This is a genomic window from Sphaerospermopsis sp. LEGE 08334 (assembly GCF_015207205.1).
Taxonomy (GTDB): Bacteria; Cyanobacteriota; Cyanobacteriia; order Cyanobacteriales; family Nostocaceae; genus Sphaerospermopsis.
Genome location: NZ_JADEXH010000006.1, coordinates 74,074 through 95,446, shown reverse-complemented (window position 1 = coordinate 95,446; position 21,373 = coordinate 74,074). Strand labels below are relative to the sequence as shown.

At 38.4% G+C, this 21,373-nt stretch carries 20 protein-coding genes and 1 riboswitch; of the genes, 6 read left to right on the top strand and 14 right to left on the bottom strand.

Features of this window, described 5'->3' with window-relative positions; all coding sequences use genetic code 11:
- Positions 1-85 precede the first annotated feature (85 nt).
- Together IQ237_RS05105 and psaM are read right to left on the bottom strand one after the other, a co-directional pair.
- The gene (locus IQ237_RS05105; RefSeq protein ID WP_194053011.1) at positions 86-499 is read right to left on the bottom strand and encodes a hypothetical protein; all 414 of its coding nucleotides are present in this window, start codon (positions 497-499) and stop codon (positions 86-88) included.
- A 252-nt stretch (positions 500-751) separates the two neighbouring features.
- Entirely contained in the window at positions 752-847 is a 96-nt protein-coding gene (gene psaM / locus IQ237_RS05100) for a photosystem I reaction center subunit XII (protein ID WP_194053009.1), read from the bottom strand.
- A 236-nt stretch (positions 848-1,083) separates the two neighbouring features.
- Between psaM and IQ237_RS05095 the strand changes: the two genes are divergently transcribed.
- Together IQ237_RS05095 and IQ237_RS05090 are read left to right on the top strand one after the other, a co-directional pair.
- A complete protein-coding gene (locus tag IQ237_RS05095; RefSeq protein ID WP_194053007.1) occupies positions 1,084-2,346 on the top strand; it encodes an FGGY-family carbohydrate kinase in 1,263 nt (420 codons plus the stop codon).
- Between the two features lie 105 nt (positions 2,347-2,451).
- Positions 2,452-2,679, top strand: coding sequence for a DUF167 domain-containing protein (locus IQ237_RS05090; RefSeq protein ID WP_194053006.1), 228 nt, complete (start codon positions 2,452-2,454; stop codon positions 2,677-2,679).
- A 140-nt stretch (positions 2,680-2,819) separates the two neighbouring features.
- Here IQ237_RS05090 and IQ237_RS05085 read toward each other — a convergent pair whose 3' ends face one another.
- Positions 2,820-4,346: a sensor histidine kinase KdpD gene (locus tag IQ237_RS05085; RefSeq protein WP_194053005.1), complete on the bottom strand. Its 1,527-nt coding sequence runs from the start codon at positions 4,344-4,346 to the stop codon at positions 2,820-2,822.
- A gap of 584 nt (positions 4,347-4,930) precedes the next feature.
- On the opposite strand from IQ237_RS05085, the gene IQ237_RS05080 reads away from it, so the two are divergent.
- The gene (locus IQ237_RS05080; protein WP_194053004.1) at positions 4,931-6,925 is read left to right on the top strand and encodes an AarF/ABC1/UbiB kinase family protein; all 1,995 of its coding nucleotides are present in this window, start codon (positions 4,931-4,933) and stop codon (positions 6,923-6,925) included.
- A gap of 165 nt (positions 6,926-7,090) precedes the next feature.
- On the opposite strand, the gene IQ237_RS05075 is transcribed toward IQ237_RS05080, so the two are convergent.
- Positions 7,091-10,165 (bottom strand): valine--tRNA ligase, encoded by a 3,075-nt coding sequence (locus IQ237_RS05075; RefSeq protein WP_194053003.1) that lies wholly within the window; start codon positions 10,163-10,165, stop codon positions 7,091-7,093.
- Between the two features lie 248 nt (positions 10,166-10,413).
- Between IQ237_RS05075 and IQ237_RS05070 the strand changes: the two genes are divergently transcribed.
- Complete coding sequence (locus tag IQ237_RS05070) at positions 10,414-10,806, top strand: GxxExxY protein (RefSeq protein WP_194052996.1); 393 nt, start codon at positions 10,414-10,416, stop codon at positions 10,804-10,806.
- 95 nt (positions 10,807-10,901) lie between these two features.
- On the opposite strand, the gene IQ237_RS05065 is transcribed toward IQ237_RS05070, so the two are convergent.
- From IQ237_RS05065 to IQ237_RS05050, 4 genes are all read right to left on the bottom strand, one after another.
- The gene (locus IQ237_RS05065) at positions 10,902-11,129 is read right to left on the bottom strand and encodes a hypothetical protein (protein ID WP_194052993.1); all 228 of its coding nucleotides are present in this window, start codon (positions 11,127-11,129) and stop codon (positions 10,902-10,904) included.
- Between the two features lie 157 nt (positions 11,130-11,286).
- Positions 11,287-11,517 carry a hypothetical protein gene (locus tag IQ237_RS05060; protein ID WP_194052991.1) on the bottom strand — a complete coding sequence of 77 codons (231 nt, stop codon included), beginning with the start codon at positions 11,515-11,517 and terminating at the stop codon, positions 11,287-11,289.
- 255 nt (positions 11,518-11,772) lie between these two features.
- On the bottom strand, positions 11,773-12,504 hold the full coding sequence (locus IQ237_RS05055) for a hypothetical protein (RefSeq protein ID WP_194052989.1): 732 nt from the start codon (positions 12,502-12,504) through the stop codon (positions 11,773-11,775).
- Between the two features lie 72 nt (positions 12,505-12,576).
- Positions 12,577-13,518, bottom strand: coding sequence for a hypothetical protein (locus tag IQ237_RS05050; RefSeq protein WP_194052987.1), 942 nt, complete (start codon positions 13,516-13,518; stop codon positions 12,577-12,579).
- Positions 13,519-13,639: 121 nt separating this feature from the next.
- Here IQ237_RS05050 and IQ237_RS05045 point away from each other — a divergent pair, with 121 nt between their 5' ends.
- Positions 13,640-13,870, top strand: a complete 231-nt coding sequence (locus tag IQ237_RS05045) for a hypothetical protein (RefSeq protein ID WP_187040985.1) — start codon at positions 13,640-13,642, stop codon at positions 13,868-13,870.
- Complete coding sequence (locus IQ237_RS05040; RefSeq protein ID WP_194052985.1) at positions 13,860-14,207, top strand: type II toxin-antitoxin system PemK/MazF family toxin; 348 nt, start codon at positions 13,860-13,862, stop codon at positions 14,205-14,207. The genes IQ237_RS05045 and IQ237_RS05040 overlap by 11 nt, the downstream gene beginning before the upstream one ends.
- Before the next feature lie 137 nt (positions 14,208-14,344).
- On the opposite strand, the gene IQ237_RS05035 is transcribed toward IQ237_RS05040, so the two are convergent.
- The 6 genes from IQ237_RS05035 to IQ237_RS05010 all read right to left on the bottom strand — a co-directional run bounded on the left by IQ237_RS05035 (position 14,345) and on the right by IQ237_RS05010 (position 21,198).
- Entirely contained in the window at positions 14,345-14,527 is a 183-nt protein-coding gene (locus IQ237_RS05035; protein WP_096571967.1) for a PCP reductase family protein, read from the bottom strand.
- Between the two features lie 238 nt (positions 14,528-14,765).
- Positions 14,766-16,142, bottom strand: a complete 1,377-nt coding sequence (gene thiC, locus IQ237_RS05030) for a phosphomethylpyrimidine synthase ThiC (protein ID WP_194052983.1) — start codon at positions 16,140-16,142, stop codon at positions 14,766-14,768.
- Between the two features lie 6 nt (positions 16,143-16,148).
- Positions 16,149-16,246, bottom strand: a riboswitch (TPP riboswitch).
- Positions 16,247-16,333: 87 nt separating this feature from the next.
- Positions 16,334-18,220 carry an excinuclease ABC subunit UvrC gene (uvrC, locus tag IQ237_RS05025; RefSeq protein ID WP_194052981.1) on the bottom strand — a complete coding sequence of 629 codons (1,887 nt, stop codon included), beginning with the start codon at positions 18,218-18,220 and terminating at the stop codon, positions 16,334-16,336.
- Between the two features lie 225 nt (positions 18,221-18,445).
- Positions 18,446-19,672, bottom strand: a complete 1,227-nt coding sequence (locus IQ237_RS05020) for an LL-diaminopimelate aminotransferase (RefSeq protein WP_194052979.1) — start codon at positions 19,670-19,672, stop codon at positions 18,446-18,448.
- A 167-nt stretch (positions 19,673-19,839) separates the two neighbouring features.
- Positions 19,840-20,175, bottom strand: coding sequence for a co-chaperone YbbN (locus IQ237_RS05015; RefSeq protein WP_194052977.1), 336 nt, complete (start codon positions 20,173-20,175; stop codon positions 19,840-19,842).
- A 231-nt stretch (positions 20,176-20,406) separates the two neighbouring features.
- Positions 20,407-21,198: a PspA/IM30 family protein gene (locus tag IQ237_RS05010; protein ID WP_194052975.1), complete on the bottom strand. Its 792-nt coding sequence runs from the start codon at positions 21,196-21,198 to the stop codon at positions 20,407-20,409.
- Between the last annotated feature and the right edge of the window lie 175 nt (positions 21,199-21,373).

Sequence of the window (21,373 nt, the reverse complement as noted above, 5' to 3'; positions counted from 1 at the left end):
AGCTATTGACTATTAGCTTCTGTTATTAATAGAAATTCATTTCTTGTTTATACACCGTTAAAGTTACAAATCATTTCAATTTGTCTCAGGGTGTGGAATTGGATCGTTCAGTACCTTTAGTATCTGGATTAATCAGCACCACCGGAAGTTGACTGGGAGCAAATCTATATGATTGTTCTTGCCTGATACTATTAGCTTGGCTGGGATCAAAATTGCGGCTAAATTCCGTCCTCAAATTATCAACACGTCCTTGCATCAACTTGACTTCTGTACGGATCTCTCGCAACTTATCTTGCTGTAACCAGTGATAGGGGATAAGCTGAGATAGAGCAGATACCGCTGCTGTGATAATAACCAAGTTAACGGTGATCTTGGCAGAAGTTTCTAGTGCCATGATTTGATAAGAACGTTGGTGAAGATGTTTTTTTGGTCTAGGAGCAGTTCGGGTGGGTTTAACTGGTGGTTGTAGCGGTGGTTTGGATGGTTGAAAGGCGTTCATAACAATAAAAATAGTCAGGCTGATTGAAGGGAAGCACCATTAAAAGTAAAATGGCGCTAATTGCGACTTAATTTAGCTGCCATATTACTTCATTTTTGGCAATTTTCTACAAGTATTAGGTCATAAAAAAAATACCTGGCATACGCAGGTACATTTTTTCAAGATACTTTTGGCTAAAAGTCCCAAGATCCTGAAGATTTTACCTTGTATGGCCAGGTTGATTTAGTCTTCTGTGCGTGTCACATCTGGGAGTTACTTGTAAAGTTCAGTCGCCAAACGCCAAGCGAGAATGCCTGGAATTAAAGCCACAGCTAGAGCGATGTACACTTGAGTATCTGAGATAGTCATGGTGGAAACTCTCCTAAAAGTCCAATGAGATGATTAACATTTCTTTTACTACTTTTCCCTGTTTTGCCAAAATTGGGGAATATCTTGTTACAAGATGCAACAAAAACATGATTGATTGGTGATTGGTGATTGGTGATTGGGAAAAATACAAATAACTTCCCCCTGCTCCCTGCTAGAAAGCTCCCCTGCTTCTTCCCCAGTCACCAGTCCCTATTCCCTATTCCCTATTCCCCGTTATGACTTTCTACTTGGGTATTGATTTTGGTACATCTGGCGCACGAGCGATAGTGATTGATGAAGAGGCTAGGATTGTCTCTCAGATGCGTTATCCTTGGGCAAATGTGACAAATTGGGTAAATTGCTGGAAAGACGCTTTATGGGGTCTTATAGAGGGAATTTCCCAGGAATGGCGGCGGGAAATTGGGGCGATCGCTATTAACGGTACTTCCTCTACAATCTTGCTGACTGATGCTGCTGGCCAGCCTGTAGATGCTCCCTTATTGTACAACGATCCACGGGGATCAATGATGCTCAAGGATTTGAGTAGTATTGCTCCACCTAACCACACGGTACTGAGTGCTACTTCTAGCCTGGCAAAACTGTTGTGGATGCAACAATTACCTAGCGTTAACCAAGCTAGATACTTATTACATCAAGCTGATTGGTTGGCATTTCTCTTGCATGGAAAATTAGGTATTAGCGATTATCACAACGCTTTAAAATTGGGTTATGACGTGGAAAAGTTGCAATATCCAGAATGGCTAGAAAACCTGCAAATTCCTGTATTTTTACCCCAAGTTTTAGCACCTGGTACTCCCATTAGTGAAATAAGTCCTGAAATTGCGGTTCAATTTGGTTTTAGGCGTGATTGCTTGGTGTGTGCAGGAACAACAGATAGCATTGCGGCTTTTTTAGCTAGTGGGGCAAAATTACCAGGAGAAGCAGTAACTTCCTTAGGTTCAACCTTGGTACTGAAACTTTTGAGTCGTACCCGTGTAGAAGATGCAAGATATGGAATTTACAGCCACCGTTTAGGTGATTTATGGTTAACAGGAGGAGCTTCTAATACTGGGGGCGCTGTATTAAAATATTTTTTCACTGATGATGAGTTAGTTAGCTTGAGTCAAGAAATTGATGTATCAAAAGCCAGTGAATTAGATTATTATCCCTTATTAAAAGAAGGCGATCGCTTTCCCATTAATAATCCCCATCTACCCCCAAGACTAGAACCCAAACCAGATGATCCCAAAGAATTTTTACATGGTTTGTTATCAAGTATGGCGCGAATAGAAGCACAAGGATATGAATTATTGCAACAACTGGGAGCAGATAAATTAAACTATGTTTATACGGCTGGTGGTGGGGCGGCTAATTCTACTTGGACGGATATTAGATCAAGATATTTAGAAGTACCTGTAGTTGCATCTAATAACACCGAAGCTGCTTATGGAACTGCGCTTTTAGCGATGCAGGGATCAAGAATAATTTGTAATTCGTAAAACGGGGAATAGGGAACAGGGAACAGGGAACAAAAGGCAAAAGTTAGTATTTTTCTCCTGTTTCCCCTACCTCCCCTGCTTCTTCTGTCGCCTGTCACCTGTTATATGCAAAAAAAAGTAAAAGTTAAACCAAATTCTAAACAACAGAAAATTACAGAACAGGAAGATGGTAGTTTAATTGTAAATTTAAAATCACCACCAATTAATGGTAAAGCTAACGAAGAGTTAATTAACTTATTAGCAGAAAAATTTAATTTACCCAAGTCTCATATCAGAATTAAATCTGGTTTAACATCTCGGCAAAAATTGATAGAAATTGATGATATTGGGTAATTGGTGATTGGTGACTGGTGACTGGGATAAAAATTTTAGATTTTAGATTTTAGATTTTAGATTGGGGATAACAAAAACAATCCAAAATCCAAAATCCAAAATCCAAAATCCAAAATAAATAACTGCTGACTCCTGACTGCTTACATTTTCACTTTTTGTTTACAACTAACTTCTAAAGGCAGGAAAATGGTTAAAACTTCCCCATATTTGGGATTTTGACGTACAATCAACTTACCACCAATAGCTTGAAATAGATGTTTAGTTGCAGCAATATTTAAACTAATAGTTCCTGTTTCCGGTTGGAATACTAATAATTGACCTAAAGATTTACGAATTGGTAGTGTTATTGTTTTGGTTGTATCTTGACAATCTAATTGAGGTGATAATTGTAATTTGAGTTGATCACCAGCGGGAATAACTTGAACTTGAATAGAACTACCGGGGGGTAAACTGCGGGTGAAATTTTCCATTAAACCTGTGAGTACCCGATCTAGCATAGCGGGATTGCTAACCACAGTTGGTAATTGCTGAGGTAAAGCCACATCTAAAGTTAAATTCCGTCGAGTTGCTGCTTGTTGCCAACGGGGGATACTTTGCTGTAAAACTTGATCCAAAGACATTGGCGTTAATTGGGTATTGCCAGATTTGGCTGTTGTACAAGTTTCTAATTCTGCGGCTTTAAATAACAACTCCATCCGATCAATTTGCTCAGTACATTCGTGATCAATAACTTGCAAACGATTAATTACAGTAGTTGGTAAATCTTGCCGCTTGAGTAGCAACCGAGTCATAGTACGAATAGTTGCCAGTGGGGTGCGAACTTCATGAGCAAAAGCCTGTAGTAATTCCACATCAGAACGGGAAGATGGTTTTGCTGATGGGGAAACATGATTTTGGGTAGGTGGAGAGATGGGAATAGTATGTGTTGGTTTATCCGTTTCTGGTTCTGCTAATTCCTGAAGCAAAAACTGGCTAAATTGAATTATAGTTTGATAGTTTGGTGCAGTTGCAGGATATTTTTGGACTAAAGCATCCAACTCGGCAAATAATTCGGGATTAGTCAAAACCACCCTCGCGCCTAAAACTTGCCAAGCTTGCTGTACTACTTCTGGTGCGAAAGAAAATAAAAATTCTTTGTTCCCGCTGCTGTTTGCTGATAACACCAAAACCAATCTAAAATTTTCTGTGAACACCAAGCAAAACTGCTCTGTTCCTAGAGGATCGGCAGGTAATAAAGGTAAAATTGATTCTTCTGGACAGATATGATTATATTTGTAAGCATAGTCTGTAATTCGCTGCGGATCTTCCCAAGGAGACATGGCCTCATTTTCTCGACTTTGGGCGATCGCACCGGAAACGTGAAACGGCATCAAAGCCAAAGGGTTAAAAGGTTGAGCAGTAAAAGTAACCGTTTTTAAACTTTTGGTTAATTCTGGTTGACTAAATAAGGGTGCTGGTGCTGTTAAAACTAAACCTTGAGTTAAACCTTGGGTTAAACCTTGAGTGATGTCAGATGTCGTGGTTGCCAAGGTATTGAGGAGAAGATGTTCTGTAGCTGCTAAACTGATGCGCCATTGTTGCTCTGCTTTAGCAGATGAAAACTCAGCCGTATTTGATCGGCTTTCGGCTAAAACTTCTCTCAAACTTGGCAAAATCCATTCGTACACAGGTTTTCACCTCTCGATTAACGAGTATCTAATGAGCATCTGCTATATAAAACCTAGACAAAACTAGACTTTACTTTCTACTTCAACGGGAGCATGGGAGCGGTTATCCCTCAGTAGACTTGCACGCTGTAGCCCAACGCGACTTTCTCAGGTTAAGATTTGGAAACAGACTATCACTATCAATGCTTGGTTTTCGCGTCGGTAATAGTCTGATTCAATACTTGATATCTGAGGATTATATATCAAGTTGGCATTTTTCTGAGCTAACTTATGTCCATTTTTGTAAACATAAGTATATTTTTGTCTATAAAATGGTCAACTTAGGACAAGCTCACAGCAGCTAAAGTAGATACTGCACTATATACTTATGAGGTTATAGTCTTTTCTGCATTAGTGATAGTAGTAGAACCGAACAATTGAGTAGGAATTTCCCTGGTGATGATGGCTATCTTGATGAAAATCAAGCTGGGATAAAACCTTGACAGGATATGATTACAACTTTCCTTGTTTGTTGACTTATCTAGCGGCATTCGCAACATATTGTTACAATATTTAACAGCGTTTATCTCACTGGTGGCTTTTTGATGATGGTTAAGAGTCTTCCCCCTAGTTCTCGTTCTACCGTGGAGGACAGTCGCGGAAGCGAATTGTCCTTAATTGAAGTAATACCAGAAAATAGTACAGAAGTCTTGGTGATTAATTCACCAAAATTCTCAGCAAAGCATAAGCAGACAGTATTATCTGAAACTGAACCTGAGACACTGCGTTATGATCCTGAAGAGATTCAAGCACATTACCAAAACCAACCTTTACAGGTTCTGCGGCGAATTTTAACAGTTTTACGACCTACGTTGTCATATCTTTTCGGGATTTGGTGGGATAAGCGACGGGGAATTGTGGTTAAAAATGATCGTCGTCGGGCAGTTCAACTGCGAGAATTATTAACAAAATTAGGTCCTGCTTATATTAAAATTGGACAGGCTTTGTCTACAAGACCGGATTTAGTTCCTCCTATATATTTGGAAGAATTAACTAAATTACAAGATCAATTACCACCGTTTCCTAATGAAATAGCTTACCAGTTTATTGAGGAAGAATTAGGAAATATTCCAGAGGAGATTTACTCGGAACTTTCAGCAGAACCAATTGCTGCTGCGTCTTTGGGACAAGTTTATAAAGGTAAACTCAAAACTGGGGAAGAGGTAGCAATTAAAGTCCAGCGGCCAGATTTGCGAGAAAGAATTACCATTGATTTGTATATTTTACGCAAGTTAGCTGGATGGGTGCAAAAAAATGTAAGACGGGTTAGAAGTGATTTAGTTGGGATTTTAGATGAATTGGGCGATCGCATTTTTGAAGAAATGGACTATATCCATGAAGGTGAAAATGCTGAACGCTTTTTTGAATTATATGGACATATCCCAGATATTTATGTACCAAAAATTTACTGGGAATACACCAACCGTCGCGTTTTGACGATGGAATGGATTAATGGTATTAAATTAACTCAAACGAAGGAAATTAAAGAACTAGGAATAGATGCACGTTATTTAATTGAAGTAGGTGTGCAGTGTTCCCTGCGTCAATTATTAGAACATGGATTTTTCCATGCTGATCCCCATCCTGGTAATTTGTTAGCTACCTTTGATGGTAAATTAGCTTATCTCGACTTTGGCATGATGAGCGAAATTAAACCGCCCCAACGTTATGGTTTAATTGAAGCTATTGTTCACGTTGTTAACCGTGATTTTGATTTATTAGCACAAGATTACGTAAAATTAGAATTTCTTTCCCCAGAAACAGATTTAACACCGATTGTTCCAGCTTTTGCTAAAGTTTTTGCTAATGCCCAAGGTGCGAGTGTCGCAGAACTAAACATTAAAAGCATTACTGATGATTTATCAGCATTAATGTATGAGTATCCTTTCCGTGTACCTCCCTATTACGCTTTAATTATTCGTTCTTTGGTGACATTGGAAGGGATTGCAATTTATATAGATCCGAATTTCAAAGTTCTCAGTGAAGCTTATCCTTATGTTTCTAAAAGATTGTTAACAGATCCATCTGATGAATTAAGAACTTCATTGAAAGATTTACTATTTAAAGATGGTAAATTCCGGTGGAATCGTTTGGAAAACTTGTTAAAAAATGCCCGTAACAATCAAGATTATGACTTTAACTTAGTCATGAATCAGAGTGTAGAATTTCTCTCTTCTGAACGCGGTGCATTTATTCGTGATAGGTTAGTAGATGAGTTTGTCAATGGAATAGACGCATTAAGTAAAAACGTTTTACATAATTTTACTTTTTTACTTCGAGAAAGGGTAGGTTTAACAGCAGTTAATGAAATACCTGGTGCGACAGTTGAACAACAACAAACTTTAGAACATATTAAACGAATTTTAGGGATTCTCCGAGAAACGAGAGGTTTTGATCCTGCTAAACTTGCTCCCCAAGTAGCGCAGGTTTTGGTTAATCCAAGAGTACATTATTTAGGACAACAAATTGCTAATCGTTTTACCCAAAAAGCTGTCGCTAGGTTAATTCGACAATTATTAGCAGATGAAGCAATTGGGTGATTGGTGATTGGTGATTGGTGATTGGTGATTGGTGATTGGGAATCATATAATTAATTACCCATTACCCGTTACCCATTACCCATTACCTATTAGTAATTCAAAATTGAGGAACAGGGAACAGGAAAAAATAATTACTGTCACCTGTCACCTGTCACCTGTCACCTATTATAAAGAACTAAGCCTATCGCGCAAAATTTCCGCTTGTTTTTGTGCTTCTGCTAAAGCATCTCTGGTAGTTTGTACCACATCTGCGGGGGCTTTATCTACAAAGTTGGAATTACTCAATCTTCCAGTTAAAGCTTTAACTTCCGCTTCCACTTTATTCAAGCTTTTATCTAATTTTGCTCGCAATACTTCAACGTCAACAACTCCAGTGAGAGGAATAACAATTTGCACAGTACCCACAACTCCTGAAATAGAATTTTCTTTTTTCTGTTCAGGTTCTTTTGCTTCTATGATAGCAGATTCTATTTCTGTTTCTGTTGGTGTTTCCTTCGCTGGGAAATATTTGGCAATTAGTTCTTTTCTGGCTTTACCATTAAGTAAGTAACGGACTACAAACCAACCAGAATAAAATAAACCCACTGTTTCAAAGAAACTACCAAAAAGCGGTATCCGTAAAGATGTATTTCCCACAAAAATAGCAACTCTGAGAGTAACTAAGACTGCCAGAATTAAACCAATATTTTTCAAAGTCCGCCAATAGGAACTGCTGAAAATTTCGTTATTTTTTGGTAATTCTGTTGGTGTTTCTCCAGTATTGTCTGGAGTGATTTCTATGGAAGTGGGAGCGTTAATAGTTAAGGTTTCTACCTTGGCTAAATCTTTGATATAAGCTTCACCAGTAATGAGAATTGACCTTTCTTTTTCGCTTTCACTTTGCAAATTAGCGGTAATTTTTGCCCCTGGTTTAACATCAGCTTCCGCCCGTAAATTACGAATTGTGCGGATAGCACCAATTAACAAATCAAATTGTGTTTCTAAGTCAGCATCAATTAGATTTGTATCCGCTTCTGGATAGCTTTGTAAAGCTAAAACTTGGGGATTTTCGGCTGGTTGTTGGGTGAGAGTTTGCCAAATTTCTTCGGTAATATGGGGCATGAAAGGATGTAATAATTTTAAGATTCCTTCCAAGATTTCCGCTAATATTTGTTGGGCAACTTTGCGAGATGCGGGATCTGCGTCTTTTTGTAATCTGGATTTTACTAATTCAATATACCAGTCACAAAAATCCCCCCAAATAAACTCATAAAGTCCTTTTGCTGCTTCCCCTAAACCGTAATTATCAATGTAGTTATTTGTCTGTTTAACTACTTGATGATAACGGGAAATAATCCATTTATCACTGAGTTCTGTGGGTTCTGGTTTGCCTAATTGGGCTGGTGTTTGTCCGTCCAAATTCATCATTACAAATCGGGCGGCATTCCAGATTTTATTAGCAAAATTTCGGGATGCTTCTACAGAAATAGATTCATCTTTTTTACGGTCATATTCTAAACGAATATCTTGACCTGCACCGACTACTTCTTTCACTAAAGTATAACGCAGGGCATCAGTTCCATATTTATCAATCAACAATAATGGGTCAATTCCATTGTTTGCTGATTTGGACATTTTCTTATTATTTTCATCCCTCACTAAACCGTGAATATAAACGGTTTTAAAGGGCATTTTTCCGGTAAAATGTCCTGCCATTAAGGTCATTCTCGCTACCCAGAAAAAGATAATATCAAATCCTGTAACTAGCGTAGCGTTGGGATAGTAGGTTTCTAAGTCTTTGGTTTGTTCTGGCCATCCTAAAGTTGAGAAAGGCCATAAACCGGAGGAAAACCAAGTATCTAATACGTCGGGATCTTGTTCTAGTTTGACTTCTTCGCCGAATTGGGCTTTAGCTTTTTCTAATGCTTCGGCTTCTGTTTTAGCAACAAAGAAGGGTGTGTTATCGGTAATTTCTCCGTTGGTTTCGCTGACTGCATACCAAGCGGGTATTTGATGACCCCACCATAGTTGACGGGAAATACACCAGTCACGCAGATTTACTAACCAGTCTCTATAGACTTTTCTCCAGCGTTCGGGGACAAATTCGGGGGAGTTTTGGTTATCGAGGAAATCGAGGGTTTTGTCAGCGATGGGGCGAATTTTGACAAACCACTGGGTACTTAATAGGGGTTCAACGGGGACTTTTCCGCGATCGCTATAGGGTACGGTATGTTTATATTCTTCTATTTTAACCAGTACGCCATCGGCTTCTAAACGAGCAACTACATTTTTTCTAGCTACAAAACGGTCTTGTCCTTGAAATTCACCTGCATTTTCGTTAAGCGTGCCGTCTTTGTTCATAATATTGATAAACGGCAAATCATGACGCTTACCCATTTCAAAGTCATTCGGATCATGGGCAGGTGTCACTTTTACGCATCCAGTACCGAAAGCAGGATCAACTAACTCATCACCAATAATCGGTATTTCCCGATTCATAATCGGTAAGGTGAGGGTTTTTCCAATTAAATCTTTATACCGTTCATCTTCTGGGTTTACCGCTACTGCTGTATCACCTAACATGGTTTCAGGTCTTGTGGTAGCAACTTCCACAAATCCAGAACCATCAGTGAGGGGATAACGGAAGTGCCAAAGATTACCATTTACTTCCTTGGGTTCGACTTCCAAATCAGACACCGCAGATTGTGACGCAGGACACCAGTTAACTAAATAATTACTCCGGTAAATTAGACCTTCTTCATAAAGACGAATAAATGCTTCTAAAACAGCTTTTGATAAACCTTCATCTAAGGTGAAGCGTTCCCGCGACCAGTCTACGGAAACACCCAAACGGCGTAATTGATTGACAATTGTACCGCCTGATTCGTTTTTCCATTGCCAAGCACGTTCTAAGAATTTTTCCCTACCCAGGTCGTAGCGAGTTTTACCTTCTGCTTTGAGTTGTTTTTCCAGAATTGTTTGGACTGCGATACTTGCGTGATCAGTACCGGGTAGCCAAAGGGCGTTTTTACCTTTCATTCTTTGATAACGAATGATGGCATCAATTAACGCACTTTCAAAGGCGTGACCCATGTGTAAACTGCCGGTGACGTTTGGGGGCGGAATCACAATACAGTAGGGTTCACCGGGATGATCGGGATCTGCTTTGTAGACTTGGTTTTCTTCCCAGAATTTTTGCCATTTCGCTTCTGTGGAGAATGATTCGTAAACACTGGGGAGATTTGGTATAGTTGCGGTCATGCTGGGAATTTTCAGTTTTTGAGGACTCTGATCAATTTTGCCACAAGGTAGGATAGATGGTGATTTGTTACGAACCGCAAAGTTCGCAAAGTTCGCAAAGTTGGAAGATGGGTTAGTTTTGGATGTTTGAGATGATGCGGTTTATGGTCTGTTGGTTTTGATGTTTTTTGTTTTTTTTAACCGCAAAGTTCGCAAAGTTCGCAAAGTTAGAATATTATGTAATTTAGTCAATGTAAGGAAAGAAAGTTATGCTGAGACAGCCAAATGAAGAGGTAGAAAAGTTAGCTTATAGAGTTATTGGTGCTGCTATTGAGGTACATCAAGTATTAGGTGCTGGATTTTTGGAGGAGGTATATCATAGGGCTTTAAGAGAAGAATTTCTGCTTCGTGAAATACCTCATACCTTTGAACATCCAGTAAAACTATACTATAAAAGTCGTCCTGTAGGTGAGGGTAAATTAGATTTTTTAGTTGGAGAATCCTTAATAGTAGAATTAAAATCTGTGCAAAGTTTAACTCCTATCCACGAAGCACAAGTTCTCTCATATTTAAAAATGACTAAATACCCGCTTGCACTCCTCATCAACTTTAACGTTTCCCTCCTCAAAGAAGGCATAAAACGCATCATCCTTTCCTCCTAACCTCACCCTCCCTTAAAACCTCTTCCTTTGCGCTCTTTGCGTACTTTGCGGTTCGTTACAAAAAAAATTACCAACTATGTCAATAAGAATTTTCACTACAGATACTTCTCCTCTCTATGTTCTGCTAACATTGCCTTAACTTGTTCATCAGTTGGTGCTGGTTGATTGGTTTTTAATAAACCTTTCATTTGTTTGATAATGCGAGTTTTTTCTGACTGTTGGCTAGGTTGATTTTGCAAGGATTCGATGATTGCGCGGACAAGTTCTAGGCGATCGCTCTCCGATAATTTACAGGCTTTTTCTTTCAGTTCTTGTAGAGACATAGAGGTTATTTTACTACGATTTAGGTTTGATCTCAAATTCAAGTTTTGAACGATAAAAACAAACATCAAATTCCAGAAAAAAATTAGTTTGTCCCAAAATTAAGGGTGCTTGACTATATGTTTCGTGTGATTGGCGATCGCATTTCCTAAAACCATCCTACAAGCGAAGACAATCTTCCAGATCATCACCTTGCCAAGTTCCAGCATAATGTAGTAAATCACCTGCTTTTTTACCTCGCTTGATAGGGGAAATACGACGTAATGGGCGTTGATTTAAGGTGCTTTTTTCCTGGATAGAGTCGAGGAAATCACTAACTAAGGAAAGCTGTTCTGGTGGTAGTTGGGATATCTGTTTTTCAATCTTGCGATGTAGTTCTAAATCTGTCATCTGTACCTCGTTTTGATAGGAAGACAAAATACTTGGCTGATTCTATTTTATCTCAGAATCACCGCCCCTTACCAACATCTTTCATACCAATTCTACAAAATAATGAGCCAGATTTATTGTAGGGGTTTAGCATTGCTAAACCCTTACCCACCGCGCATTCTCATCATCAATATGGTATTGCATCATTAAAGTATGAATTGTGTTTCGCGCAAAGACGCAAAGGAGCAAAGACGCAAAGGAAAAATGGGATAAATATTAATTTTTACATAAGGCGTTCATATCAACGGGATGTATTTTTTCATCATCATTTAGTGTAAGACTAGCTCCTGCGGATAATTTAACTATCAAGGTGCTTAACAATCTTGCAGCACCATCTATTGAGGAATCGCTAATAGCTTCGTCTATCTCTGATTCAGAAAGATTACTGCTTGGTCTAGCAAATGCAATTTTTAAATTATAATTACCAGAATTAGGAGCAGAAATATATATATTCCAATTGGTAATTTTTGTGATTGATTCATCTTTAAAATACCATGCAAAACGCGGCGGTTGCTTCTCTTTCTGACCTGGTAGTATACCTCCTTTACTAGCAGTATCTAATAGCTTAGTACCTGTCTTCTTATCAACCATTTGTGTGGTAAGCTTTGGATTAAAATTAGAATAGTCCGAGTTGGGAGTAGTAAGCTCAATGAACATAATATTTCGTGGCTGTATCTTGACGCTGTATGAATCATATCTTGATTCAAAATTATCATTCAGACTGCCACGCGGAGCAACCTTATCATTTGCATCAATACTACCCTGAATAGTCTCACATTTAAGAGGGAAAAGATTCTCACCCGGAACTAAAATAACTTTATTCTTTGTTTCTGCAAAAGAAGGTAAAGCAGTCAGCAAAACCAGCGCACATCCTTGGAATATCAATTGATAAATTTTCATGATTTTATTATCCAATTTTATAAAGCTTCCACATTCATTTTGATTCAAAAAACATCGTTACTGGTTTAAATTTGGTAACGATGTTTAGCGTTATATCAAAAAACCCTTAACAACTATATCCTATTCTTCCCGATTCTGCAATCTTTCTAACAACTCCTCACGGGATAAACTACCCAAAGACAAAAGTAACTGAGTGCGTTCAGCAATAGGAAATTTAGCAATCTTTTCCACCGCACCAGATAACTCAGCATCTAAACTACCAAACCGCCCTTCCAACAGAGAAGTTATTAACAAAAGTTGTCCTTCCTGTCTTCCTTCTTCTTTTCCTTCTTCTCTTCCTTCTTGCTTTCCTTCTTGCTTCCAGTCTTCTATTTGTTGTAAATAAGCTGGTGATAAGTTCATAATCACTTCCTCCTCTTCTCTACTTAAATTATCTCTCAATTCTAAATTTTTACGCCAGTCGGCTAAAATCTCTAACAAATTCTCCCTAAAAGGGTTGTTTTCTGGTAAAGTTGTTAACTCCTCTACTGCTCTTTTTTGTGTTCCTCCTTTCCCTAAAACTCTTAACCATAAGGTATCCTCATTTTCTGGTAGTTGATGAATGACAACTATTGCTGCTTTCAAAATATCGTGCAGAAAATAAACACCTTTAACCCAATCTTCTCCTATCTCATGTCCACCTAATCCGTTAATCATGCGAGGTGAGAAAGTTGGTGTTAAAATCCATAATATCGGAAATTCTGATTCAGCAATATTTTTGTTTTCTCGTTTCGCCTTCCTGACAATATCGCCATGAACAGCATATAATTTGCGTAAACAACTGCGAATTTCTATTTCTGATGGGGGGTTACGAAAAACCTCAATTAAACATTGAGTTTTTGCTATCTTCCCTAATAAACCCAAAGGTAAATTTTCCTTAGTGGGTGTAGGAAAGGGTTCAAACCAAACATCAATTTCTTGAACTTCGCTTTTCACCTTTTCGCTTTTTTTGATTGTTCCTACAGGTGTTAATAATTCCTCTAGGTATTCTTTAGCAAATTGATCGTGAGTTTGTCGAGTCATTTGATGATATTAAAAATCACATTTTTACAAAAATAATCCTAAACATGAAAAATATTGTATAATAATAATGTTACTATAAAATTATACTTTTAATAGTAGTTAACCCCAAGCAATCAAACAAATGTTACAATCAATCGAAGGCATTTATCAAGACGGAAAAATTGAGCTAACCGAAATGCCAACAGGCATCAAAACAGCGCGAGTAATTGTAACTTTTATTGATGCAAATGCTTCTGTAGATTTGTCATCTCGTGGGATTAATGAAGAACAAGCTGCAAATTTAAGAGCTAGATTACAATGTTTTGCAGAAGATTGGGAACAACCAGAAATGGAAGCTTACGATGCCTTATAATCGTGGTCAAGTAGTGCTGGTTTTGTTCCCAGACTCAAACTTAAAAACTGCTAAACGTCGTCCTGCTTTAGTGGTTCAATCTAATAATATTGGTACTGGTTTATCGCAAACTATTATAGCTATGATTACTAGCAATGTTTCCCGTGCTGGACACCCTAGCAGAGTTTTTGTGAATATAGCAACACCACCAGGAAAACAAACAGGATTAGTTAGCGATTCTGTGATTATGACAGATAATCTAGCAACTGTTTTAGATACAGAAATTGATAAAGTGATTGGTTTTTACTCAGAAATGTCTTTAGTAGATGCAGCACTCAGACATACATTGGAAATTTAAAATTAGACATTTAAAATTGTGTTGTGTCTGCCAGAGAATTTCTGCATCTTGTAAAAATGGCAATCGCTCCAGGTTGAAAAATCTCTAAAATCCGATGTTTACCATTGCTGAACGATATACAGTTGACGGTAATGTAACTACTTATTAAAATTCTTATTAAACAACTGTTTAGCCTGTTCATAAACCTGAATATCAATAACAACTATCCCATTCTCCTGAGCATAATTTTCAATCTTCTTCCGTGCAAAAGGACGCACAAAAAAAGGAATTTCTTTAATCTTAGCTTCCGCTTCCGCAGTCCATTTAATTTGTTCACTCATAGATTTTTAGGTTGTGAATGATGTGACAGATTTCGATTTATACACAGTTACAAAAATAGAGCATTTTTCATGTATTTCTTAAATCTTCTTTTTCGCTTTTTTCTTCCTTTGCGTCTACCCTGCGGGATCTCCTTACGGAGATTGCGTCTTTGCGTGAGATATAAAAATCTGGTTCACGAAAATCACTATAATATCGTTACCAGGTTGAACCCAGTAACGATATTTAACAAGAACTATTTTAGCATTGTTGCGCTACAGGTTCTTTCGCCAAAAATTCCTCTAACTCAGTTAAAGCCTCAGCTTCAATCTTAGTCTGCATGGGGCAGAACTTAGGACCACACATAGAACAAAACTCAGCCTTTTTATAAACATCATCAGGCAAAGTTTCATCATGATATTCCCTAGCTCGATCAGGATCTAAAGCTAACTCAAATTGACGATTCCAATCAAAATTATACCGCGCTCTAGACAGTTCATCATCCCGATCTCTCGCACCAGGGCGATGTCTAGCAATATCAGCAGCATGAGCAGCTATTTTATAAGCAATTAACCCATTCCGCACGTCTTCCGCGTTAGGTAAACCTAAATGTTCTTTAGGTGTCACATAACACAGCATCGCCGTACCATACCAACCCGCCATAGCAGCACCAATAGCAGAGGTAATGTGATCATAACCAGGAGCAATGTCAGTCACCAAAGGACCAAGAACATAGAAAGGAGCTTCTGAACATTCCTCCATTTGCTTGCGGACATTAAACTCAATTTGATCCATAGGAACGTGACCAGGACCTTCTACCATTACCTGGACATCATGTTCCCATGCTCTGCGGGTGAGTTGACCTAAAGTTTTCAGTTCCGCTAACTGCGCTGCATCTGTCGCATCATGGGTACATCCAGGACGCAGGGAGTCGCCTAAACTGAAAGTAACATCATATTTCTTAAAAATCTCAATGATGTCGTTGAAATGGGTGTACAGGGGGTTTTGTTTGCGGTGCAGCAACATCCACTTAGCCAAAATACCGCCACCACGGGAAACAATACCTGTGAGACGGGTTTTCACTAAAGGTAAATGTTCTATTAACAAACCCGCGTGAATAGTTTGATAGTCTACCCCTTGTTGAGCGTGTTTTTCAATGATGTGAAGAAAGTCGTCAGCGGTGAAGTTTTCCATTCTGCCGTGAACACTCTCTAAAGCTTGGTAAACTGGGACAGTACCGATAGGAACGGGTGAAGCCTTGATAATAGCGGTACGAATTTCATCTAAATTACCGCCACCTGTGGAAAGGTCCATCACGGTATCAGCACCGTATTTAATAGATAATTTGAGCTTTTCCAATTCTTCTTGAACATCGGAAGAATTAGGAGATGCACCAATATTAGCATTGACTTTACATCTAGAAGCGATACCTATAGCCATCGGTTCTAGGTTAGTGTGATTAATATTCGCCGGGATAACCATTCTTCCCCGTGCTACTTCTTCGCGGATAAGTTCAGGTGGTAGGTTTTCCACCTTAGCGACGTGGTACATTTCCTCAGTAATTACACCTTGGCGAGCGTAGTGCATTTGTGTAACATTACCCTGCCCACGTCGCTTGGCTATCCATTCAGTTCGCATATAATAATCCTCAATATACAGCTTCCCTACGCTGGTATTATCCAGTCTCAGGTGTTAAGGGTTTGATCTCAGCTTGGCTTTCACAAGCACCCCTAGCATTTATAGAATTTTAGCATTTTGTGGATGAGTAACGGGAGGGGTTTAAGATTTTTTGGTGTTTTGGTATTTTGGTGGTGAAAGTGGGATATTCCTCAATTTGGATGAAAATAGGTATAAATTTCTTGTGCTAATCTCGGTCCTATTCCTGCAACTTCTGTTAATTGCTGTGGTGTAGCTTGACGGATATAATCAACGGAGCGAAAATGAGCTAGTAGTAACTTTTGTCGATGGTGTCCTAAACCGGGAATTTCATCTAAGCGCGACCTTTTCAATTTATCACTTCTTTGTTGTCGATGAAAACTCACAGCAAACCGATGTGCTTCATCTCGCAACCTTCGCAATAACTGTACTCCTGGTTGTTCTGCATCTGTTTCTAAAGGTAAAGACTCACCGGGTAAAAAGATTTCTTCCCGTTTTTTTGCTAAACTCACAACCCGCAAGTCTGCTAATAAATTTATTTCTTCTAAAATAGATACTACCGCAGATAATTGACCTTTACCACCATCAATCATAATTAAATCTGGCCAGTCAGAATTTCCTAATCTTGCTAATTTTGGATCTTCAATATATTTCCTAAATCTTCTGTGAATCACTTCTGCTAAACTGGCAAAATCATCAGAATGTCCAATACTCACATTGGGATTTTTAATTTTATAATGACGGTAATATTGTTTTGCTGGTAAACCATCAATAAATACCACTTGAGAAGCTACTGCATTACTTCCTTGAATGTGAGAAATATCATAACCTTCAATGCGGTGAGGTAAGTCTGGTAAATCAAGAATTGCTGCTAAATCTTCTAATGATTTTTGATTACTATCACCCAATTTTTGCATTCTTTGTAATTCAAATTGGGCGTTTTTTTCTACCATTTCTATTAATTCTGCTTTTGTTTGTCGCAAAGGTGCAATAATATTTACTTTTCTGCCTTTTCTTTGTGTTAAAATTTCTGCTAAAATTTCCCCATCGGGTAATTCATGTTGTACTAAAATTTCACTAGGAATTTCTACACTATCTGCTGTTTGATAATGTTCTTCTAATACTCTTTGTAAAATTGCTCCTGGTTCAGCTTGGGAGTTAGCAATAAACGCTAATCTTCCGACTAATTGACCTGCACGAATTTGAAATAATTGAATGTATGCGTGTTGATTATCTGCGGCTAAAGCAATGGCATCTCTTGATACTGTATCATCAGGTAAGGATACTTTTTGCTGTGCAGTTAAGGATTTTAAACCAATAATTTGATCTCTGATTTTGGCTGCGGTTTCAAAATTCAATTCTTCCGCTGCTGCTTCCATTTGTGTTGTTAAAATATCTATTAATTCCTGAGTTCTTCCTTGAAATACCATTGCTATTTTTTGGATAATTGTCCGGTATTCTTCTACAGAAATTAACTTTTGACAAACTCCAGGACAACGACCAATATCATAATTTAAACAAGGACGATCTTTAAATAAAGGTTGGGGTCTTTGTTTTTGGGGAAATATGCGTTTACATAAGTGCAGAATTTCCCGTAATAAACCTGAGTCTGTGTAAGGTCCATAGTATTTATCTTTTTTATCTTTGGGTTTTCCCAGTTGACGTTTGCGAGTAATAAAAATGCGCGGATATTCCTCGGACCAGGTAATGCAGAGATAAGGATATTTTTTATCGTCTTTTAGTAAGACATTAAAATATGGTTGATGTTGTTTGATTAAATTTGCTTCTAATGCTAAAGCTTCTGCTTCGGTATCCGTGACGATAAATTCAATTTCTGTCACTAATTTAACCATCGTGTTGATGCGTTGGGTTTTATTAGTGTAGTCACGGAAATAGGAACGAACACGCGATCGCAATTTTCGAGATTTACCTATATAAATAATGCGATCGCTTTCATCCCGCATGAAATAAACCCCTGGTACTGGGGGAATTTCTGCTAAACGGGTTTCTAGTTTCTCTGGGTTTTTAACTAAGGGTAGAGTTGGGGATGATACTGTCACGGCTAATATTAGGTAATTTTACAAATAAATACCTTTCTTTATTGTAAGAAATATTTTTAATGTCATCTAATTTTTGATGAAGATGCGATGAATTAATTATATAATGAACCGCAAAGGACGCAAAGCACACAAAGAAAACCAGAAAACCAGAAAACCAGGGAATAAATTCCCTGTCTTATAGTTAAAGTCGGTTAAAACTGACTATTTTGCCAAGATTATGGTTTATTAAACGCTAGAATTAATAAATTCAGCAATTCTACTTACTGCCGTTTCTAATATCGCTGGTTCTTGCACCAACGCAAAACGCACATATCCTTCCCCTGCTGGACCAAAACCCGCACCGGGGGAAGCAGCTACACCAGTTTCTTTAACTAGCTCTGTACAAAACTTGATAGAATTATTACTCCAGGGTTCTGGTAATTTTGCCCAAATATACATAGTTGCTTCTGGTGTGGGAACGTTCCAACCTATGCTGTGTAAGGCATTGATGAAAGCATCCCGACGCTGGCGGAAAATAGCAACTGATTTTTTTACACCGTCTTGATTGCCTGTAAGTGCAGCGATCGCCCCATTCAAAATTCCCAAATATTGATTAAAATCAACGGTAGCTTTGACTTGTCTTAAAGCTTGAATTAATCGGGCATTACCAATAGCATACCCGATGCGGAAACCACCCATATTATAAGATTTAGACAGGGTGAAAAATTCAATGGAAACGCTTTTTTCAGGGTCAGCTTGTAAAATTGAAGGAACTGAGGATTTTAGATTTTGGATTTTGGATTTTGGATTGAAAGTTTCGTCCTGGGTAAATACTAAATCTACGTAAGGGAAATCATGGACTAAAACAATGTTATGCTTTTGACAGAAAGCTACAGCTTCTTGAAAGAAAGATAAAGGAGCGATCGCATTGGTAGGATTATGGGGATAGCTTAACACCATCATCCGTGACTGAGCCAAAACCGAAGCGGGAATATCCGTCAACACTGGTAAGAAATTGTTTTCTGCTTTTAATGGCATTGGGTAAATTTGCCCACTTGCTAAATAAACTCCTCCGGCATGGGAAGGATAACCAGGATCTAACAATAACGCAAAATCACCAGGATTGAGAATTGCTAAAGGTAAATGTGCAGTTCCTTCCTGAGAACCAATCAAAGGTAAAACTTCTGTTTCTGGGTCAACTTTAATACTGAATTTTTGCTCATACCATTGCGCCGCAGCCTGGCGAAATTCTTGAGTACCGCGAAACAGCAAATAACCGTGAGTGCTAGGGTCATCAAGAGATTTGGCGATCGCATCGATAATATGATTATCTACTGGTAAATCAGAAGACCCCAGAGACAAATCAATTAATTCCTTTCCAGCAGACACAGCCAGCGATTTAGCCCTGTCCATATCCGCAAATACATTAGCTTGTAAGGGTTGTAAACGATTTGCAAATTGCATTTTAGTCATTAGTCATGGGTCATTAGTAATTAGTCATTGGGCATTGGGCGGAAAATTTTAGATTTTAGATTTTAGATTGTGGTTGACAAAAATAATCCAAAATCCAAAATCCAAAATCCAAAATAAAAAACTCCTGCCTCCCCTGCTGCCCCCAGTCCCCAGTACCTGACCATTGACTAATTACTATTTAAATGATGATCTAAAAGACTGAGTAATTGATCTTTGCTGATAACTCCCTCAGTCGATTCTAGCAGTTGGTTTTCTTTAATTAACCTGAGTGCAGGGACACCTTCCACCTGATACTGTTTTACAGTTAGGGGGTTAGGGTCAATTTCCATCTTGACAATTTTTAGGCGATCGCTGTATTTATTAGCAGCTAAACTAATCATTGGCGACATCAATTGACAAGGACCACACCAGGAAGCCCAAAAGTAAACTAATACAGGCTGTTCGGCTTTTAAAACCTCAGTTTCAAACTCAGCATCAGTGATAGTTATTACACCCTTACTCATTAAAGTCTCCATTAGGTGGCATCGTTAAAAGTTGACACACACATTACTGTATCGTAAAAGGAGATCAAGGAGTCAGGAGTCAGGAGTCAGAATAATTTTAGATTTTAGATTTTAGATTGGAGTTGGCAGAAACAATCCAAAATCCAAAATCCTTTCATTGTATCCCCAGTCCCCAGTCCCCAACGAAACAAAATCCCACAACCTTGAGGTCAAATGTTTTTTCTGCAAAACTTACAACTGATCTAATTGTCTCTTTAAAGCTTCCAACTCAGCATCAACTGGTTCACGAGGTCCAGATGTGGTAGTTGGTTGTTGTGTATTGCTGGTTTGTTGTTGTGGGGGTAGTTGCGCTTGAGGTGGTGCTGGTGATAGCATACTTGCTTTCAAGGCTGCCAATTCATCATCAACATCGCTACTACCTTCCAACTGGGCAAATTGGCTTTCTAAAGTTCCACCTACTAATTCTGCTGTAGACTGAGCGCGAGCTTCTTGCATCAATACCTTTTCTTCCATGCGCTCAAAAGCAGCCATAGCACTGCTGGTACTCATCCCACTAACCATTGAACCCAGTTGTTCCTGAGCTTTAGCAGCAGTAATTCGCGCTTTGAGCATTTCTTTCTTGGTTTTAGCTTCAGAAATTTTGCTCTCTAGCTGGATTAAATTCTTTTTCAGAGTTTCCACCTGTACAGTCTGCTGATCCAAACTAGCTTTTAATGCTGTAGCAGTATCATTAAAAGTTTTCTTGCGCTCTAATGCTTGACGAGCTAGGTTTTCATCACCTTTTTGCAAAGCTAGTTGAGCGTTACGTTGCCACTTATTAACTTCATTTACAGCCTCATTGTATTGTTTATCTGTGCGTTTTTGGGCAGCGATCGCTTGTGCAATACCTTGACGTAACTGTACCAAGTCTTCCTGCATTTCCAACAGGGCTTGTTCCAGCATTTTTTCTGGATCTTCTGCTTTATTGATTAAATCGTTAACATTCGCACTAACTACTCTTTTAAGCCGATCAAATAATCCCATAACTTTGTTTTTCCTTGTTTTTATGCTTGAGGTTTACGCGCTTGGTTAGACAGTGAACTTTTTTACTGTTTAATAGCTACTTATTTCAATTTAATCTTTTTAGTCGGGAATGGTATTTTTACAATACTCTCTCCATTCTGGATCATGACAATATAATTCAGCTACATTAACTCAT

What these genes read in the sequence shown, in the direction of transcription:
- IQ237_RS05105 (WP_194053011.1), bottom strand. Translation starts at nt 499, where the DNA reads ATGAACGCCTTTCAACCATCCAAACCACCGCTACAACCACCAGTTAAA.
- IQ237_RS05050 (WP_194052987.1), bottom strand. Translation starts at nt 13,518, where the DNA reads ATGACTCGACAAACTCACGATCAATTTGCTAAAGAATACCTAGAGGAA.
- IQ237_RS05010 (WP_194052975.1), bottom strand. Translation starts at nt 21,198, where the DNA reads ATGGGATTATTTGATCGGCTTAAAAGAGTAGTTAGTGCGAATGTTAAC.
- psaM (WP_194053009.1), bottom strand. Translation starts at nt 847, where the DNA reads ATGACTATCTCAGATACTCAAGTGTACATCGCTCTAGCTGTGGCTTTA.
- IQ237_RS05095 (WP_194053007.1), top strand. Translation starts at nt 1,084, where the DNA reads ATGACTTTCTACTTGGGTATTGATTTTGGTACATCTGGCGCACGAGCG.
- IQ237_RS05045 (WP_187040985.1), top strand. Translation starts at nt 13,640, where the DNA reads ATGTTACAATCAATCGAAGGCATTTATCAAGACGGAAAAATTGAGCTA.
- IQ237_RS05020 (WP_194052979.1), bottom strand. Translation starts at nt 19,672, where the DNA reads ATGACTAAAATGCAATTTGCAAATCGTTTACAACCCTTACAAGCTAAT.
- IQ237_RS05040 (WP_194052985.1), top strand. Translation starts at nt 13,860, where the DNA reads ATGCCTTATAATCGTGGTCAAGTAGTGCTGGTTTTGTTCCCAGACTCA.
- IQ237_RS05060 (WP_194052991.1), bottom strand. Translation starts at nt 11,517, where the DNA reads ATGACAGATTTAGAACTACATCGCAAGATTGAAAAACAGATATCCCAA.
- IQ237_RS05090 (WP_194053006.1), top strand. Translation starts at nt 2,452, where the DNA reads ATGCAAAAAAAAGTAAAAGTTAAACCAAATTCTAAACAACAGAAAATT.
- IQ237_RS05075 (WP_194053003.1), bottom strand. Translation starts at nt 10,165, where the DNA reads ATGACCGCAACTATACCAAATCTCCCCAGTGTTTACGAATCATTCTCC.
- IQ237_RS05080 (WP_194053004.1), top strand. Translation starts at nt 4,931, where the DNA reads ATGATGGTTAAGAGTCTTCCCCCTAGTTCTCGTTCTACCGTGGAGGAC.
- IQ237_RS05015 (WP_194052977.1), bottom strand. Translation starts at nt 20,175, where the DNA reads ATGAGTAAGGGTGTAATAACTATCACTGATGCTGAGTTTGAAACTGAG.
- IQ237_RS05070 (WP_194052996.1), top strand. Translation starts at nt 10,414, where the DNA reads ATGCTGAGACAGCCAAATGAAGAGGTAGAAAAGTTAGCTTATAGAGTT.
- thiC (WP_194052983.1), bottom strand. Translation starts at nt 16,142, where the DNA reads ATGCGAACTGAATGGATAGCCAAGCGACGTGGGCAGGGTAATGTTACA.
- IQ237_RS05065 (WP_194052993.1), bottom strand. Translation starts at nt 11,129, where the DNA reads ATGTCTCTACAAGAACTGAAAGAAAAAGCCTGTAAATTATCGGAGAGC.
- IQ237_RS05035 (WP_096571967.1), bottom strand. Translation starts at nt 14,527, where the DNA reads ATGAGTGAACAAATTAAATGGACTGCGGAAGCGGAAGCTAAGATTAAA.